This is a genomic window from Amycolatopsis nivea, assembly GCF_004522235.1.
In the GTDB taxonomy this organism is placed as follows: domain Bacteria; phylum Actinomycetota; class Actinomycetes; order Mycobacteriales; family Pseudonocardiaceae; genus Amycolatopsis; species Amycolatopsis nivea.
The window spans coordinates 39275-56484 of record NZ_SDLT01000029.1 but is presented as its reverse complement, the minus strand read 5'-3'; the positions used below and the strand labels follow the sequence as shown (position 1 = coordinate 56484).

The 17210-nt window shown below is 67.5% G+C and carries 18 protein-coding genes; 7 read left to right on the top strand and 11 right to left on the bottom strand.

The annotated features are described in order from the left end of the window. The first annotated feature begins 42 nt into the window (after window positions 1-42). Window positions 43-483, top strand: a complete 441-nt coding sequence (locus EIZ44_RS29330) for a hypothetical protein (protein ID WP_037816085.1) — start codon at window positions 43-45, stop codon at window positions 481-483. Between the two features lie 40 nt (window positions 484-523). Continuing rightward, a complete protein-coding gene (locus tag EIZ44_RS29325) occupies window positions 524-877 on the top strand; it encodes a hypothetical protein (protein ID WP_037816086.1) in 354 nt (117 codons plus the stop codon). A 4-nt stretch (window positions 878-881) separates the two neighbouring features. Here EIZ44_RS29325 and EIZ44_RS29320 read toward each other — a convergent pair whose 3' ends face one another. Further along, window positions 882-1790: a LysR family transcriptional regulator gene (locus EIZ44_RS29320; protein ID WP_134732544.1), complete on the bottom strand. Its 909-nt coding sequence runs from the start codon at window positions 1788-1790 to the stop codon at window positions 882-884. A gap of 117 nt (window positions 1791-1907) precedes the next feature. Here EIZ44_RS29320 and EIZ44_RS29315 point away from each other — a divergent pair, with 117 nt between their 5' ends. Next, on the top strand, window positions 1908-3665 hold the full coding sequence (locus tag EIZ44_RS29315; protein WP_240691444.1) for an adenine deaminase C-terminal domain-containing protein: 1758 nt from the start codon (window positions 1908-1910) through the stop codon (window positions 3663-3665). Between the two features lie 23 nt (window positions 3666-3688). Continuing rightward, window positions 3689-4381, top strand: a complete 693-nt coding sequence (locus EIZ44_RS29310) for a YczE/YyaS/YitT family protein (protein ID WP_134732540.1) — start codon at window positions 3689-3691, stop codon at window positions 4379-4381. Here EIZ44_RS29310 and EIZ44_RS29305 read toward each other — a convergent pair. The 8 genes from EIZ44_RS29305 to EIZ44_RS29270 form a co-directional block, all read right to left on the bottom strand. Continuing rightward, the gene (locus EIZ44_RS29305) at window positions 4356-5537 is read right to left on the bottom strand and encodes a sensor histidine kinase (RefSeq protein ID WP_134732538.1); all 1182 of its coding nucleotides are present in this window, start codon (window positions 5535-5537) and stop codon (window positions 4356-4358) included. The two genes, EIZ44_RS29310 and EIZ44_RS29305, sit on opposite strands and share 26 nt — an antisense overlap. After that, the gene (locus EIZ44_RS29300) at window positions 5534-6181 is read right to left on the bottom strand and encodes a response regulator transcription factor (RefSeq protein WP_134732595.1); all 648 of its coding nucleotides are present in this window, start codon (window positions 6179-6181) and stop codon (window positions 5534-5536) included. Before EIZ44_RS29300 ends, EIZ44_RS29305 begins: the two co-directional genes overlap by 4 nt. A 92-nt stretch (window positions 6182-6273) precedes the next feature. Further along, window positions 6274-7545, bottom strand: coding sequence for a cation:proton antiporter (locus tag EIZ44_RS29295; RefSeq protein WP_134732536.1), 1272 nt, complete (start codon window positions 7543-7545; stop codon window positions 6274-6276). Next, window positions 7542-8864 carry a cytochrome P450 gene (locus EIZ44_RS29290; protein ID WP_134732534.1) on the bottom strand — a complete coding sequence of 441 codons (1323 nt, stop codon included), beginning with the start codon at window positions 8862-8864 and terminating at the stop codon, window positions 7542-7544. Before EIZ44_RS29290 ends, EIZ44_RS29295 begins: the two co-directional genes overlap by 4 nt. Next, window positions 8861-9886: an alpha-hydroxy acid oxidase gene (locus tag EIZ44_RS29285; RefSeq protein WP_134732532.1), complete on the bottom strand. Its 1026-nt coding sequence runs from the start codon at window positions 9884-9886 to the stop codon at window positions 8861-8863. Before EIZ44_RS29285 ends, EIZ44_RS29290 begins: the two co-directional genes overlap by 4 nt. Before the next feature lies 1 nt (window position 9887). Further along, window positions 9888-11432 (bottom strand): NAD(P)-binding domain-containing protein, encoded by a 1545-nt coding sequence (locus tag EIZ44_RS29280; protein ID WP_134732530.1) that lies wholly within the window; start codon window positions 11430-11432, stop codon window positions 9888-9890. 134 nt (window positions 11433-11566) lie between these two features. Next, window positions 11567-12547 (bottom strand): aldo/keto reductase, encoded by a 981-nt coding sequence (locus tag EIZ44_RS29275; RefSeq protein ID WP_205673347.1) that lies wholly within the window; start codon window positions 12545-12547, stop codon window positions 11567-11569. Then, a complete protein-coding gene (locus EIZ44_RS29270; RefSeq protein ID WP_009072633.1) occupies window positions 12544-12945 on the bottom strand; it encodes a MerR family transcriptional regulator in 402 nt (133 codons plus the stop codon). The genes EIZ44_RS29275 and EIZ44_RS29270 overlap by 4 nt, the downstream gene beginning before the upstream one ends. Before the next feature lie 95 nt (window positions 12946-13040). Here EIZ44_RS29270 and EIZ44_RS29265 point away from each other — a divergent pair, with 95 nt between their 5' ends. Further along, complete coding sequence (locus EIZ44_RS29265; protein ID WP_134732528.1) at window positions 13041-13631, top strand: TetR/AcrR family transcriptional regulator; 591 nt, start codon at window positions 13041-13043, stop codon at window positions 13629-13631. Here the strand turns inward: EIZ44_RS29265 and upp are convergent. Then, window positions 13624-14247: a uracil phosphoribosyltransferase gene (gene upp, locus EIZ44_RS29260; protein ID WP_037816101.1), complete on the bottom strand. Its 624-nt coding sequence runs from the start codon at window positions 14245-14247 to the stop codon at window positions 13624-13626. The genes EIZ44_RS29265 and upp overlap by 8 nt on opposite strands. A 670-nt stretch (window positions 14248-14917) precedes the next feature. Continuing rightward, window positions 14918-15361 carry a protein-tyrosine phosphatase family protein gene (locus EIZ44_RS45705; protein ID WP_134732526.1) on the bottom strand — a complete coding sequence of 148 codons (444 nt, stop codon included), beginning with the start codon at window positions 15359-15361 and terminating at the stop codon, window positions 14918-14920. Window positions 15362-15466: 105 nt separating this feature from the next. Here EIZ44_RS45705 and EIZ44_RS29250 point away from each other — a divergent pair, with 105 nt between their 5' ends. Both EIZ44_RS29250 and deoC read left to right on the top strand, forming a co-directional pair. Next, window positions 15467-16099, top strand: coding sequence for a DUF1707 SHOCT-like domain-containing protein (locus EIZ44_RS29250; protein WP_167754315.1), 633 nt, complete (start codon window positions 15467-15469; stop codon window positions 16097-16099). A 136-nt stretch (window positions 16100-16235) separates the two neighbouring features. Continuing rightward, window positions 16236-17210, top strand: coding sequence for a deoxyribose-phosphate aldolase (deoC, locus tag EIZ44_RS29245; protein WP_037816104.1), 975 nt, complete (start codon window positions 16236-16238; stop codon window positions 17208-17210).

The window sequence follows — 17210 nt, the reverse complement described above, 5'->3', positions numbered from 1 at the left end:
ATCGAGCGGCGGAGCGGACGACGGTGGACTGCGCTGAACGGCATGACTACGACCTCGATGCGGCGCCGCGCCCGATGGGCCGGTCTCGCCCTGTCCCTCGCCCTCGCCGGTCTGTGCTCGACCGCCCTGCCCGCGCAGGCCGCAGTGCCCGCCGCGCACCAACTGGCGAAGAAGAAGCCGGTGCACATCAAGGCCGCACCGGTCAAGGCCAAAGTGCACAAGGGAGAGCAGATCCGGATCCACGGACACTTCGCGACCGGCCCCGCGGGCCGCGCCGACGACGACGGGATCTTGTACCTCCAGCAGCAAACCCAGGCCGGAGCGTGGGTGAACCTCGCCGCCGCCTCGTGCTCGCCGGACCACGACTTCGACCTCGGGATCCGGCTGAACGTCTCCGGGAGCTTGACGCTGCGGGTCTTCCATCCCGAATCCACGCTGTTCACCGCGGCGGTGTCGGCGGTGTTCACGGTCGTCGTGCTCTAGGAACCGATCCAGTAGGTGTCCGCGGCGGAGAACGGGCATCATGTCGGGCGTGAGCCAGCCCGGGGATGCCGCTTCGCCGCAGGTGGCTTATGCCGACCAACTCCGCCAGCAATCGGCGACCTGCCGGTTGCTGGCGGAGAAGCAGCGCGAGAACACCGCCGTGTTCGAGGGCTTCGCCGAGCGAGGCCTTCCCGGTTCCGCCGAGATGGCGGTCCGCTCGGAGCGTTCGGCGCGGTTTCTCGTGTTGCTCGCTTCGGTGATCGCGGAGCAGGCGATCGCGCACGACGAGCTGATGGCCGCCGGTGGGCCGGAGAATTCGCGCGCGTATGTGGAGTACGAGGCGACGACCCGGCGGCTGCGGGCGTTGTTGCCGACGGACTCGCTCACCGATTGAGCGGTTACGGACGCGGAGTCTGCGCGTGGGTCAGCGCACCCACGATGTCCTCCGCCAGCAAAAGACTCGCCAGCCCATGGCCGTGCTTTTCCCGCCGTACCAACGAAACCACGTTGTTGCTGAACGCATCGCGCACCGGGCGGAAGACGAGGCGGCCGTCGCGGATTTCCTCGGCGATGTCGAATTCGCTCAGGAACGCGATGGCGTCACCGGACGCGGCGAGTCGCTTCATCGTCTCGATCGAGTTCGTGTGGAAAGCCGGTTCGATGTCGAGACCGGCCTTGGCGAAGGCTTCCGCGACGATGCCGTGGATGACCATCGACCGGTCGGCGAAGATCAGCGGATAGGGCGGGCACTGCGCGAGCGGGATCGGGTCCGCGCCGGCGAGCGGATGGTGCGGAGCGACGACCACGCCGAGCCGGGTGTTCATTTGCCAGCAGACTTCGAGGTGCGCGGACGGCGGGACGTTGAAGCCGAGCCCGAGATCGGCTTCGCTGGCCTCGACCGCGCGCAGGATGTCCTGCGTCGTCATCGTGCGGATCGAGATCCGGACTCGCGGGTGCCGGACTCGGAACGCTGCCGCGGCGGTGGCGACGACGCTGCTGGCCAGGCCGGTCATCGTGGCGATCACGACCTCGCCGCTGCCGAGGGCGTGCAGGTCGCGGATGTCCGCGACGGTCTCGCGGTACTGCTGCAGGGTGCGCCGGACGTGCGCGAGAAGCGCTTCCCCGGCTGGCGTCGGACGCATTCCGCGCGGCAGGCGGTCGAACAGCGGCTGGCCGAGTTCCGCTTCCAGAAGCAGGATCTGCCGGTTGATCGCGGACGGCGCGACGTGCAGCCGGGCACCGGCCGCGCGGATGGATCCGAGGCGTGCCACTTCGTCGATGTACTGCAGCAACCGGGAGTGGAGCACGGGCGGGCCTCCTAAGCGTACGAAAAAAGAGTACACGTCGTACGAAAATGAATGCTTGTCAGCAACGGTGTCCGCCGGGTTCTATCAGTGCACCAACGACACCGAAGTGAGGACACCGTGCCGGAATCGCCGACCTATCCCCTGCTCGCGGCGGAAGACGTTGCCGCGCAAGAAGAGCACGTGCGGACGATCTTCGACATTCTCGCCGGCGAGCGGGAAGCGGACCTGCTGCTGCGCAATCTCACCATCGTCGACGTGCACACGGAAAGTGTCTATCCCGGCACGCTTCTCGTTTACCGGCGGCGGATCATCGCGCTGAACCCCGACGAGTCGATCGTGCGGGTGCGCGAGGTTTTCGACGGCGGGGGGCTTTACGCGATCCCCGGGTTGATCGACGCGCATCTGCACTTCGAATCACAGCTCGCGCATCCGGCGGCGTTCGGGGAGGCGATCGTCCCGAGCGGAACGACCACGGTCTTCGGGGAAACCCTGGATTTCGCCAGCGCGGCCGGGGACGAGGCGGTGGAAGCGGTCCAAACCTTGTTTGCCGACCACGAAAAACTCCCGTACCGGCTTTACGCGTTCGCGCCGGGGAAGAAGACCTCGACGGACGTCACCGAGGCCATGCTGAAGATGGATCCGGTGATCGGGCTGGGCGAACTCGCTCATCTGTCTTACATGACCGGGGATGCCGACGACTTCCGCAAATCCGCGCTGGGCCGTGCGAATTCCGGATTCGTGAACTGCCACTGGGGTGTCACGGCACTGTCGGACATGCTGCTGAACTACATGCCCGCTATCGGCGTCGACAACAACCACGACGTCTGGAACGAGGACGACATCGAAAAGAGCGTCCGCTACGGCCTGAACACCCAGATCAAGTTCGGCGTCGGAAGTCCCGAGGTCATCCGGACCATGTTGCGTGCCATCGTGAAACGGCGCTGGCCAGCGGAGAATTTCCAGCTCTGCGCCGACAACATCTCGGTGGACCGGGTCCTGCGGCAGGGCCATATCGACTGGGTGATCTCGCTCGCGATCGAAATGGGCATGCCCCCGATCAAGGCGATCAAAATGGGCACCCTCTATGCCGCCCGTTCTTTCCGCAAGGACCGGGACCTCGGTTCGCTCAGCCCGGGCCGCTTCGCGGACATCGTCCTCACGGACAGTCTTGCGAAGATCAATCCGCGGTACGTGTTCAAGGGCGGCGAACTGGTGGCCCGCGACCGCAAGCTGCTCAACCGCGTCGGCATCGATTACTCCAGCCTGGCCAAGAAACCGAAGCCGGGTCTCGCCGATCTGACTCCCGAGCAACTCGACCTGACGCCGATCGAAGTCTCCCCCGAAGGCGACCAAGCGAAGGTGCTGCTTTTCGACGTCTACGGCCGCGGACATCTCAAGTTCGCCCAAGAGATCTGGGTGCCGTTCCGCGACGGCGCGGTCGTGCCCGAGCACGAAGGCGAGCGGCTCAACCGGATTTCGGTCGTGCAGCGCTATCCCGACGGAGAGCGGCACATCGTCACCGGGTTGTTCAAGGGCGTTTCGATCGACCGTGGTGCGGTTTCGACCTTCTGGCCCGCCCCGTCGGCGTACTTCGTGAGTGTCGGCAGCGAGAGCACGGAGATGTGCGCCAACCTCAAGCAGCTGGACACACTGGTCGGCGGCTGCATCGTCACCGAAGACGGTGAGACAAAAGCCTGTCTGCCACTGGAATTCTACGGCGTGATGGCCGACATGAACCTCGCCGAACTCGTCGACGCGACCCGCTCAATCGACACCGCGCTCGAAAAACTGGGCAACCGCAACGAAGGCGAGCCCGTCGTCAACAAACTCCTGACCCTGTTCATCTCGCTCGACCGTTTCGGATTCATGAAGTAACCCTCAACGAGGAGGTCACGGTCGTGCCTTACGACAAAGACGCGGGAGTAATCGACAACGGAAACGTGGTGCGGCGCTGGATCACCTACATCGCCGGCATCTACCTGCTGACGCTCGGTCTCGGCCTGGCCATCCGGGCCGGGATCGGCATCTCCCCGCAAAGCAGCCTGACCCGCACGATGACGCTCGTGCTGCCGCCGCTCAGCCAGGGCACGTTCAATCTCATGCTCGAAGTGCTCATGCTCATCCTGACTTTCCTGGTGCTGCCAAGGGCATTCAAACTCCAGAACCTGTTCTCGCTGGTACCGGCACTGATCCTGGCCGCACTGCTCGACTTCAACCTGATGGCGACGAAGTGGATCTCCCTGGCCCCGTACGCGGCTAATCTCGCGTTGCTGTTCCTCGCCGACGCGATGCTGGCGTTCGGGCTCTTCCTGATGATCCGCGCCAATCTGGTGCTGATGCCGATCGACCTGTTCGTCAACACCCTGCAGAAGAAGACCGGCCGCAAATGGGGAAACATCAAGACTGTCTTCGACTGCACGCTGCTCGCGATTTCGGCAGGCATCGGGCTGATCTTCCTTGGCGGACCGCATTTCATCCGCGAGGGCACGATCATCAATGCCGTACTGGTCGGCCAGTACATCAAGCTCTATTTCTTCCTGTACAAGAAACTCCAGTCCCGCAAGCTCAAGCCCGTTGAAAGCGCAACGTGAACGTCGCGCCGACCCCAGGCTTGCCGAACGCGGCAATGGTCCCGCCGTGACCCGCGACGACTTCCTGCACCAACGCCAGCCCCAGTCCGAAGCGCCGTCCCTCGCCGTGCGCGCCGTGGGCGAACCGCTCGAAAAGGCGTTCCGCTTCGTGCTGTGGGAAGCCCGTCCCGGTGTCGCACACGCGCAGTTCGACGTGCCGAGCATCCGGGTTGGCGAGAATCACCTCGATCGACCCGCCCGGCGGCGTGTGCCCGATCGCGTTGTCCAGCAAGGCGGACAGCACTCGCCGCAACGCGGTCGGCACGCCCGGCACCACGTCCTCCAGGCCGGGCGAACGGCTCAGCCGGAGGTCCACCTGCCGGTCGTTCGCGCGGACCGATTCCGCCGCCACGGCCTGTTCCGCCAGCACCGCCAGCTGCACCGGTTCCAGATGCGGCCGCTCGGAACAGGCCTGCGCGGACAGCAGCAAATCGTCGACCACCGCGCCCAGCTCCCGGGTGCCTGAGACCAGGGTTTCCAGCTCGGCCGGTCCCGCACCGCCGCGCCGGGCGAGGAGTTGCGTGCGGGTGTGCAACCGGGTCAACGGCGCCCGCAGCTCGTGGGAAGCGTCGGCGACGAACGTCCGTTGTCGGCGCAGCGCCTCGCCCAACGGCCGGATCGCCCGCCCGGCCAGCAGGTATCCGCTGATCACCGAGATGATCAGCACCGCAAGCTCGGCCACCCCGAGCCCCAGCAGCAGCTGTTCCCGGTCCGAGATCAGGTAATGCTCGTTGAAGAACGCCTGCCAGACCTCGCCGTCGCGGTTGACCGTGCGGATGGTGTACGTCGCGCCGTCGAGCACGCGTTCTTCGGTTACCACGTCGCCGTCGTTCGGCACCGCGGGAATCGGCGGGAGCGCGAACGGCAGCCGCCCGGCAGGCGCGTGTCCCTGCGGCGTCACCAGGTAGGTGCAGCCGGGCGGGGTCGCGGAAAGCCCGTGTCCCAAAGCGAAATCCAGCTGCCGCTCGGTCTCCGCGGCCTGCCCGCGCAGCAGCACCCAGTACGCGATCGCGCCCGCGGCGAGCACGACGATCGTGATCACCACGGCGATCTGGCCCGCGATGATCCGCCGCGCGCGCCGCAGCGCACGCGCCTCCGGGGCGACGACGGTGGTCACACCGCCCCGATCTGGTAGCCGAGGCCGTGCACGGTCTTCACCACTCCGCGGCCCAGCTTCCGCCGCAGATAGTACACATATGTGTCCACAATAGACTCGGCGGCGGATTCGGTGAACACTCCCGCGCGCAGCGACGCGCGCGGGTGGATTGCCTTGGGCCGCTGGGCGAGCGTGCGCAACAGCTCGAACTCGCGTCCGGACAGCGTCACCCGCTCGCCGCGCGGCAGCACGACCTCGTGCCGCTGGAGGTCGAGCGCCGCCGTGCCGAGCGGGAGGGATTCGGCGTGCTCCGCGTCGCGGCGGCACAACGCGCGCACCCGGGCGAGGAGTTCGTCGGTCTCGAACGGTTTCACCAGGTAGTCGTCGGCCCCGGTGTCGAGGCCGTGCACCCGGTCGGCCAGCTCGCCCAGCGCGGACAGCACCAGCACCCGCGCGGGCACCGCCCGGCGACGCAGCTGGGCCAGCACCGAAAGGCCGTCGACCACCGGCAGCCGCCGGTCGAGAATCACCACCGCGTGCCTTCCGGTGAGCCCGAGGTGCAGGCCGCGCTGTCCGTCGTGGGCCACTTCGGTCTCGTAACCTTCTCCGGCGAGCAATTCGACGAGCATCCCGGCGAGATCGCGATCGTCCTCGACCAGGAGCACCCGGGAAGCCGCCGGGGTCTCTGCCTCATCGTGCACAGGTCCATACTCGCAGTGATCCGGCCATCCGACCCTCGACTTTCGTAGGCAATCGCTCAGCTTCGCCCGCTCAGGAGAAATTCGGGCATTTCCCCGTCCGCGTACCGGCGGGCGTCGCGTTTGTCCAGCCAGCCGAGCACCGGCGAGGTCATGATCGTGGTGACGAGCGCGACGAGCACCAGGACGGTGAACAGAGCGGGCGAAACGATTCCGGCGGACAGCCCAACGTTCAACGCCACCAATTGCATCAATCCGCGCGCGTTCACCAGCACGCCGATCCGCAGCGCGACCGGTTGCGGTTCGCCGGTCAGCCGTGCCGCGCCCCACGAGGCGCCCAGTTTCCCGACCACCGCGACCGCGATGCAGACCAGCGCGAACAGCAGCAGCTTCGGGTCGGCGAGCAGCGCGAACCGCGTGTTCAGACCGGAGTAGGTGAAGAACAGCGGCAGGAACACGACCCGGCCGACCGGCATGATCCGCGCGAGCACCGCGTCGGCCGCCTCGCCGCGCGGGAACACCAGCCCGAGCACGAACGCGCCGAACACCGCGTACAGGCCGATGACGTCGGTGAACCACGCGGCGGCGAAGAGGAACATGGCGGTGACGAGCATCCGCTGATCCACCGACACCCGCGGGTTGTCCATCACCTTCGCCACGATCCGGCGGACCACCAGCCACACCAGCAGCACGAACAGCACTCCGCCGCCGATGGCCGTCGCGATCGGACCGGCCGTACCGGCGTGCATGCCGAGCACGACGGCCAGCAGGATCCAGGCGAGGACGTCGTCGAGCGCGCCGCAGGCCAGCGCCAGCGAACCGAACCTCGTGCTGCCCAGGCCGCGTTCGGTGATGATCCGGGCCATCATCGGGAACGCGGTGATCGCGATCGCCACCGCGACGAACGCCGCCGAAACGACCGGCGACACCCCCGGTTTGAGGATCCCGGCCCAGTTCGCGCCGAGCACGCTCACCCCGACGCCGAGGGCGAGCGGCACGACCGTGCCCGCCGCGGACACTGCCGCCACGGTTCGGCGGCCTTCCTTGAGCGCGCTCAGCCGGAATTCGTAGCCCGCGCCGAACATGTAGATGACCAGCCCGATCTGGCCGCCGAGGTACAGCAGCGTCCGCACCGAGTCCGGGAACAGCCATTCCTGCACGCCCGGCAGCAGGAGTCCAAGCAGCGACGGGCCCAGCAGCACGCCGGTGACCATCTCGCCGACCACCGGCGGCTGCCCGAGCCGCACGGCGAGCGCGTTCACCGCGCGGCAGGCAGCCAGGATCACCACGGCCGCCAGGAAAAACGCGGGTGCGGCTTCTACGGCACTCATCGAATTCCTCCCTGGAAGTGTTTGGTGCACAACCGGAGCCGGCGCGCGTCGAGCACCATGTAGGTGCCGAACACCAACTGCGCGAGGCTGCGCCACACGTCTTCCCAGCGATCCCGCACCGCCAGATAGGCCAGCGCGGTCCGCGGATTTCTCCGCGATCCGCGCGGCGTGACGAAAACCGGTCCGCGATTGGGAATCGACCGGGTGTGCGCGGCGCTCGTGGCGAGAGTGAATCGGCGCAGGAATTCCCTGGTGACCACCCGCATGGTGACCGGGGCGAGGCCGCGCGCGGGACACGGCCGGTTCTGCGCGACGCCGAACGGCAAGAAATTTCTCTGCTGGTGCGCGGGGCAACCGGCCCAGCGCTCCGGGTCGAACTCGTCGGCCCGGTCCAGTCCGGCGTGGTGGAATTCCGGATAGCTGAACAGCAGCACGGTGCCGGCGTCGATGGTCCGGTCGGCCAGTTCGATGTCGCCGGTGCTGATCCGGTGCGCGATGCCGAACAGCGGGTACGTGCGAAGGCATTCGTCCAGCACGCGGTCGAAGTACTCGTCGTCGTCCGGGTTTTCCGCGAGCCTCCGCTGCACCTGCGGATGTTCGGCGAGCACCATCAGCAGGTGCGCCATCGCCTCGGACATTTGCACGACCGCGGTGTTGAAGAACGTCCCTTGCAGGTAGAACACCTGCTCCTCGCGGGTGAGCCGGGACGGCAGCGGATGCGGTACGTCGTCGAGGCGGCGGCGCAGGTACGCGGTGAGCCGGGCGCGACGACGCATGTTGCGCGGGCGCACGCACTTCAGCGCGGACACGACGTCGTCGGCGTGCCCGACGATCAGGTCCCGTGCCTCCGGCGGACACGGTTCGCCGAAGACCAGCTCGTAGTACAGCTCGGCCCAGACCGGCATCATCTCGTCGCGCAGCCGGAGCAGCCGTCCCGGCCCGGTTTCGATCCGGTCGAGCACGCGTGCGGCGACCCGCTCGGTCAGCGCCTGCGATTCGGCCTTCGACTTGACCAGGATGCTCCGGGTCGTTTTGGCGACCTCGTCGTAGCGCGGACCCGGTTCCAGATGTTCCTGGTGCACCTGGGGTCCGGGCGCGAGCCAATACCAGAACAGGTCGGACAGCGCGGCGCCCTCGCTGCGTCCGTCGGCGGCCGGATCGGCGTACACCCGGCGGAAGTCCTCGACCGGCACCGGGTAGCCCTCGTCCCCGTTGACCAGCGCGAAAATCCGGTTCCGCAGCGCGACCACCCGGCCGGGCAGCCACTTCGGCGAGGTCGCGATCAGCCCGGCCGCCCCGGCGACCACGAGCCGCTTCATCGGACCAGGTCCCCGGTCAGCTCGCCGGGGGTGCGCGCCCCGCAGAGGCCGAGTGCGGTGTCCGTTTCCTCGCGCAGCCGTTCCAGCACTTCGGCGACCCCTTCCTGCCCCGCCGCGGCGAGTCCCCACAGCACCGGCCTGCCGACGCCGACCGCGTCCGCGCCGAGGGCGAGCGCCTTGACCACATCCGTACCGCTTCGCACGCCTCCGTCGAGAAGCACCGGCACTTGACCGTCCACAGCTGACACGATTTCCGGCAGCGCGGCCAGGCTCGAAATTGCGCCGTCGAGTTGCCGGCCGCCGTGGTTGGACACGAAAATCCCGTCGATTCCGGCCGCCACCGCCTGCCGGGCGTCCTCCGGGTGCAGCACGCCTTTGAGCAGCAACGGCATTTTCGTGGCCGCGCGCAGCCAGCCCAGGTCTTCCCAGGTCAGATCGACGGGCATCTCGATATTCCGCACGCGACCGGTGCTGTCGCGCATGTTCTCGGCGGCCATCCCCGGAGGAAGATCGTGGAACGAGTGGCGAAATTCGCGTTCTCGCCGTCCGCGTACCGCGGAATCGACCGTTATCACCAATGCCCGCGCGCCCGCGTTCTCCGCCCGGCTGATGACCGCTTCGGTGAACTCCCGGTCTGACTGCACATACAGCTGGAACCACAGCACGTCCGCGACCTTGGCGACGTCCTCAACCGCCGTCGTCGAGGCCATACTGCACACGAAGACGGTGCCCGCTTCCGCGGTGGCTTGCGCGGTCGCGAGTTCTCCGTCCGAATGCGCGAGCCGGTGGAAAGCCGTCGGGCACACTAAAATCGGCATCGACAACGGCGATCCGGCGATTTCCACCGACAGGTCGCGTTCGCCGACTCCACGCAGCGCTCGCGGCACAAGCACGCGGCGGCAGAATTCTTCTTCGTTGGCGCGCAACGTGTCTTCTCGCCCCGCGCCACCGGCGTAATAGTCGTAGTGCGCTGGTTCCATCCGTTCCCGCGCGATGGCTTCCAGCTCCGCGATCGTGCGCATGTCAGAGCTGCTTGGTGAAGAAGGCCGTCAACGCGTCCACGTGCACCGGGCGGTTCCACTCGTTTTCGAGGTTCTCGGTGACGTGGTGGGTCGCGACCAATTCGCCGCCCTGGTAATGCCGGACGATCGGGTGCAGGTAATGCCCTTCGCCGGAATCGTTCGCGACGTCCTGGCTCGCGCGGGTGACAGTGAAATCGAACGGATCGATCTTGTCGTGGTCCGGCCCGTAGTCGAGAGTGATCACGAACGCGTTGGCGCTCTCGCCCAGCGGGGTGTCCTGGAACCGGTCGACCGGGACTTCCTCGTAGTACCTGGCTCGGTCGCCGTCGACCACGAGGACGTCGGCGAGGAAGCCGAACTGCTGGTACAGCGCGGAAGTGCGGTTGATCCGGCGGATGACGGCGTCGACCAGTTCGCTGGTCTTGTTGGCCACCACCGCGTTGGGCCATTCGGTGTCGTGGTAACGCTCGTCAAGCACCTTGGAAAGCGCGCGGACGCCGTAACGGTAGCCGTGGATGAAGGCGCTGGTGGCCTTCTTGAAATCGCGCACCTGGGTGATCGTCCCGGCGAAGTAAAGTCCAGGCACGTTCACCGATTCCCACGACGACGTCTGCGCCGGGAACCGGTTGTTGATCGTCATCTCCGGACGGCAGTCTTCGTCGAACATCGAGGCGTCGAACCGGAATCCGGTGGCCGCGATGACCCGGTCGTAACGGATCTCCTTCACCAGTTCATTGGCGCGGGCGAAGGCGAATTTGACGTGGTAGCCGTCGTCGTCCTTGGTGATCTCGCGGACGTCGCCGTCGAGAATCGCGTGCTGCAGTTTCAGCTGGTACATGTCGAGCACGCCGGCGTTGTACGCGCGGAGATGCCCGACGAAGTGCGTGCGCCAGGCGAGTTTGACCGGTCGCGGCCCCGCGACGTGCAGCACCGCGGCGTACGCATTGATGCTGTCGGCGGTCTCGAAAGCGGAGTTTCCCTTGCCCAGCACGAGAACGCGCTGGTTGATGAACTGCTCCCGCTCGGTGTCGTAATCGGCGTACTGGTCGACCAGTTCCATGCCCGGCACGTCCGGGACATACGGCTTGGTCACGCCGGTCGCCATGATCAGCCGCCGCGCGCTGAACGTTTCCCCGTCCGCCGCGGTGACCGTGAAGACGTCGTTTGCGCGCGAAATTCGCGTAACCTCGGTGTCGTACCGGATCTTGACGTCGTGTTTCGCCGCGTAATCGGCGGTGTAGCGCAGGAACGCTTCCGCGGGCGGGAACATCTCCGCGCTGTAGTCGGTGAAGACGAGCGGGTCCGGCCCGTCGTCGAGCAGCGAGTTCCAGTCGACCCGGAGGTTCAGCTCGGGGTCGGTCCATCCGGTGTACTTCTTGTTGACCGAGATGAGCGTGCGGTGCCGGGGAAAGCGCGTGAAGAACGCGGCGGGCACGGACCCGCGCTCCAGGACCAGGTAGCTGCGCCCGGCCCCGCCCAGCTGCCGCCCGAGCTGCAATCCCGCCGGCCCGGCTCCGACCACCAGGTAGTCCAGCACGTCCGCCATGAAACCGACCTCCCGCGTCGCCTTGATTCTGACGGCGATCAGAGTGGTCGGAAGATCTCAGAAATCCCTCAGAACGTACCCGGTCTTCGGGACACCGGTGCCCCGCCTCCGTCGCGGGGCACCGGCTTCAGCCGCTACTTGCCGGTGACGCGCGCGAGCGCCTCCGGGTACCGCGCACCGGCGACCGCCTCGAGCGGAACGGCCTTCTCGATGGCCGCGATGTCCTCTTCGGACAGTTCCAGCTCGGCCGCGCCGACGTTCTCTTCCAGGTACTTCCGCCGCTTCGTGCCCGGAATCGGCACGACGTCGGGGCCCTTGGCCTGCACCCAGGCGAGCGCCAGCTGCCCCGCGGTGACCCCCTTGTCCGCGGCCAGCGCGCGCAGCGCCTCGACAATCGCCATGTTGCGCGCGAAGTTGTCCTCGGCGAACCGCGGCAGGCCGCGCCGCATGTCGCCCTCGGGCAGCTCCTGCACCGAGGTGACGGCACCGGTCAGGAACCCGCGCCCCAGCGGCGAGAACGGCACGATTCCGATCCCCAGCTCCCGGCAGGTGCCGAGAATTTCGTCCTCGATGCCGCGCGTCCACAGCGACCACTCGCTCTGCAGCGCGGTGACCGGATGCACCGCGTGCGCCCGGCGGATCGTGTCCGCACCCGCCTCGGAGATCCCGGCGAAACGGATCTTCCCGGCCTGGACCAGCTCGGCGAGCGCGCCCCAGGTCTCCTCGATCGGGACGTTCGGGTCGACGCGATGCTGGTAGTAGAGGTCGATGTGGTCGACCCCGAGCCGCTGCAGCGATTCGTCGCAGCACTGCTTCACGTACGCGGCGTCACCGCGTGCGGTCATGCCCTGATCGGTGTGCACGATGCCGAACTTCGTCGCGAGAACCACCTGGTCGCGACGGTCCGCGATCGCCTTGCCGACGAGCTTCTCGTTCTCCCCCGCGCCGTACACGTTGGCCGTGTCGAGCAGGGTCACCCCCAGTTCCAGCGCCCGGTGCACGGTGGCGACGGACTCGCCGTCGTTGTCGCGCACGCCGTAGGCCGAGCTCATCCCCATGCAGCCGAGCCCCTGTGCGCCGACCTCCAGTGCGCCGAGCTTCCTCGTACCGATCACGCGGAAATTCCCTCCATCTCGGGCGCGACGCCGAAGGCCTTGCGCTCGATCTGCTCGTAGTTGGCGATCTTGTAGTCCAGAATGTCGAGACAACCCTGCAGTTCGGCGATCCGGTCGGCGACCGACTGCCGCTGCTCCACGAGGATCGCCTTGCGCCGTCCCGCACTGGCCACCCCGTGCCTGCGCAGCGAGGCGTACTCGCGCATGCTCTTGATCGGCATCCCGGTGAGCCGCAGCTTCGTGAGGAAGCCGAGCCAGTTCAGGTCCTCGTCGGAGTAGGCGCGCCGCCCCGCCGAGTCTCGTGCGGGCGGTTCGAGAAGCTTGATCCGTTCGTAGTACCTGAGGGTGTCGATCGACAGGCCGCTACGTCGTGCGGCTTCCGCTATCGAGTAGCTCATGCGCTCGACAGTACGACCTGGAGTGCACTCCAGGTCAAATCTTAAAACGACGGTCACGGTCGCGTTTTATAACGTTGTTGCGTTACGCTGGGTACATGCCTCGCCCCCGTACCCATGACGAAACCCTCCGGCTGAAGCTCCTGGACCGGGCAGGCGAACTGATCTCCGCGGACGGCCCCAAGGCCCTGTCGCTGCGCAAACTGGCCGCCGACTCCGGCACGTCGACCACCGCGGTGTACTCGCTGTTCGGCAGCAAACCGGACCTGGTGAACGCGCTGTACGTGGAAGGCTTCCGCCGCTTCGGCACCCGCCTGGCGAAGGTCCCCCTGTCCGGCAACGCAGTAGCCGACCTCGTGCGGCTGGGCATCGCGTACCGCGAAAGCGCCCTAGCCGACCCGCACCTGTACGCGATCATGTTCAGCCGCTCCGTGCCAGGCTTCGAACCCAACGCCGAGGCAGACGAGGTCGCCCAAGCCACCCTCGCCCCGCTGACGGGCGTCGTCCGCGCCGCGGTGTCGTCCGGCCAGTTCCAGGACGTGGCGCCGGAACTGATCACCGTCAGCCTGTGGGGTTTCGTGCACGGCCTGGTGTCCTTGGAACTGTCCGGCCGCCTCCCGGACGGCTTCAGCGTTTCCGACGCGTACGAGAAAGCCTTGCACGCCAACGCTTCCGGCTGGCTTACCTAGCCCCGTACTGCCGGTCCCCCGCGTCGCCGAGCCCCGGCACGATGAACCCGGAATCGTTGAGCCGCTCGTCAATGCTCGACGTGACCACCCGCAGCGGCAGCCCAGTCTGCTCCAGATGCGCCAACCCTTCCGGCGCGGCGAGCGCACAGATGGCGGTGACGTCAGTAGCACCACGATCGGTCAGCAGGCGAATCGTGTACTCCATCGAGCCACCGGTCGCGAGCATCGGATCAAGCACCAGCACCGGCCGATCCGAGAGCGACTCAGGCAGCGACTCGAGATACGGGGTCGGCTTGAGCGTCTCCTCGTCACGAGCGAGCCCGACGAACCCCATCTGCGCGTCCGGGATCAGCTTGTGCGCCTGATCAGCCATGCCAAGCCCCGCCCGCAACACAGGCACCAGCAACGGCGGACTGGCAAGCCGATAAGCGTCAGTGCGCGCGACCGGAGTATGAATGCGCTCAGTACGAACCGGCGCGTCCCGCATGGCTTCATAGACGAGCATGACAGTCAACTCATGCAGCGCGGCCCGGAACGCAGCACTGTCAGTCCGAGCGTCCCGCATGGTCGAGAGACGAGCCTTGGCCAGCGGGTGATCGACTACCTGCACATCCATAGCGCACAACTTAGCCGCCCGTTTCGGACCCGCCACTCTTTCCCCCGCACCTTCGTGGGCCCCATTACGTCGTGAGGGCCACCCTCACATCCCCTGATTCCCGCAGGGTTCCCCTCACGACCATGCTCCGGAGGTGAGGGGCTCCTTCACGGACCCAGATTCCCTCAAGGAGCCCTTCACGGCCGCCCCGCCAACCCAGCCACCGGGATGCTTCCCCAATGTGGCATTGGGTGCGTCGGATGCACCCAATGTGGCGTTCGGTGCGTCAGATGCACCCAATGCCACATTGGGGCCGCTAACCCCACCCAAACCGCAGCCGGTGCACCCAGCACCGAGGACCCCAGCCGCACCGACGCACCCAACGAGCCAGGCACCTGGCCCTTCCCCGCAGCCGATGCACCCAACGAGCCAGGCACCCAGCCCCACCCCGCAGCCGATGCACCCAACGAGCCACGCACCTGGCCCCGCCCCGCAGCCGATGCACCCAACGAGCGAGGCACCCAGCCCTCCCCCGCACCCCGATACGAAGCTCTCCTGCGGTTCGGGGGTGCTTGTCAAGGCATCTTTCCCGCCTTGACAAGCACCCCCGAACCGTCAGCACAATCAAGCTTCGGGGTGCCCCACGCACGCACGGGCCAATGTCGCCGCCAGGCGACGAGGCCCCACCCGACTACCGCGACTCAGCAAACCACCCCACCCACCGCCGCTGCCAAGGCGTCTCCACCGCCCGCGGATGGTGCTCCCGCCGAACCCACTCCACCGCCTCCTCAGCCCCCACCCCGCCCAACGTCACCAAACAAGCCAGCACAGTCCCAGTCCGCCCAACCCCGCCAAGACAAGCCACCTCAACCGCCTCCCCGGCAACCGCCCGGGCATGCAACCCCAGAATCTCCCGCCGAGCCCCCTCCCGATCCCGCGGCAGCAAAAAGTCCGGCCACAACACCCACCGCCGCTCCCAGTTCAGCGAAGCGTCGTACTTGGCCCGCATCCGCCGGGACCCCAAATACAACCCGAACTCCGGATCCGCCCCCTCCGGCTTCGGCTTCCCCAGCCCACGTGCCCGCAACCGAACCCCGTCCGGAAGCACGAGAGTCCCCGTCAACCCAGCATCCATCACGCCATGATGCCCTTATCCACCGTTCGATGGACCCGGCGCAGACCCGACAGGACTAGGCTTTCCCAAGTGAGTGAAGATCCAGCCATGCCGGGCCCGGACCAGATGCGCGTGTCGGACGCGGATCGGGAGCAGGTCGCGCAGGTGCTGCACCAGGCCCTGTCCGAAGGCCGGATCACGATCGACGAGCTGGAAGAACGGCTCTCCAGCGTCTACTCCGCGAAAACGTTCGCCGACCTGAAACCGGTGACCGCCGACCTGCCGGGCAGCGCCGCGATCGCGCCCGCCGCGTCGGCTTCGCTGCAGCCCGCCCCTTCGCGCGCGCTCGGGCTGCCGGACAACCGCGTCGGCGGGCATCCCGGTTCCGCCATGTCGATCGGCGTGATGTCCGGGGCCGTGCGCAAGGGCAGCTGGGTCCTGCCGCAGCAGCACACGACCTTCGCGTTCTGGGGCGGCGCCGAAATCGACCTGCGCAGCGCTCGGTTCGCCGAGAAATCGTGCACGATCACCGCGGTCGCGATCATGGGCGGGATCGAGATCACCGTCCCGGACGACATCAACGTGAACGTCACCGGCATCGGCTTCATGGGCGCGTTCATGCTGGAGGACAAGTCCGGCGCGCCGCCTGCCCCACCGACCGCCCCGACCGTCACGATCAACGGCCTCGGCTTCTGGGGCGGCGTCGTCGTGTACCGCAAGCCGGCCAAGGACTTGAACGCACCGCAGATCGAGTCCTGAACCCGACTGCACACAGCACCGACAAAAACCGCCGCCCACGCCGCGCGGCTGTGGACAACCGCGAGCCTGTGACCAGCTGTCCACAGATTCCGGTGAGCGCTCCGGCGCCTGCTGTCGCGCACCTACACTCAGCGGTATGACAGCTACCACCAGCCCGGCAGCGGCGCCGGAAACCCCGTCGCCGCTGACGGACGTCACTCGCGACGAAGCGAGCCTGCGGCGGTTCCTGCACGGGCTGCCCGGTGTCGACCAGGTCGGCGTCGAGCAGCGCGCGGCAGGGCTCGCGACCCGGAGCATCAAGAAGGAAGCCAAGCGGTGGGCGATCGACACCGCGGTGTCGATGGTCGACCTGACCACGCTCGAAGGAGCGGACACGCGCGGCAAGGTCCGCGGCCTCGCCGCCAAGGCGATGCGGCCGGACCCCGAGCGGCAGGACTGCCCGCGCGTCGCGGCCGTGTGCGTGTATCCGGATCTGGTGGAGACGGCCGTCGAAGCGCTCGCGGGCAGCGGCGTGCGGGTGGCGAGTGTCGCCACCGGTTTCCCGGCGGGCCGCACGAGCCGCGAGGTGAAGCTGGCCGACACCCGGCTCGCGGTCGAGGCGGGCGCGGACGAGGTCGACATGGTGATCGACCGCGGCGCATTCCTCGAGGGCCGCTATCTGGAGGTGTTCGACGAGATCCGCGCCGTGAAAGCGGCCTGCGGCTCGGCGCACCTCAAGGTGATCCTCGAAACGGGCGAGCTGGCGACGTACGACAACGTCCGCCGCGCGTCCTGGCTCGCGCTGCTGGCGGGCGGGGACTTCATCAAGACGTCCACCGGCAAGGTGTCGCCCGCCGCGACGCTGCCGGTCACGCACGTGATGCTGCAGGCGGTGCACGACTGGCACGAGCGCACCGGCGAACTGCGCGGCGTCAAGCCCGCGGGCGGGATCCGGACGACGAAGGACGCGATCAAGTACCTCGTCGCCGTGCACGAGGTCGCGGGCGAGCAGTGGCTCACGCCGGAACTGTTCCGGTTCGGCGCGTCGAGCCTGCTCAACGACCTGCTGCTGCAGCGGCGCACCCAGGTGGACGGCCACTACAGCGGCCCTGACTACGTGACGGTGGACTGA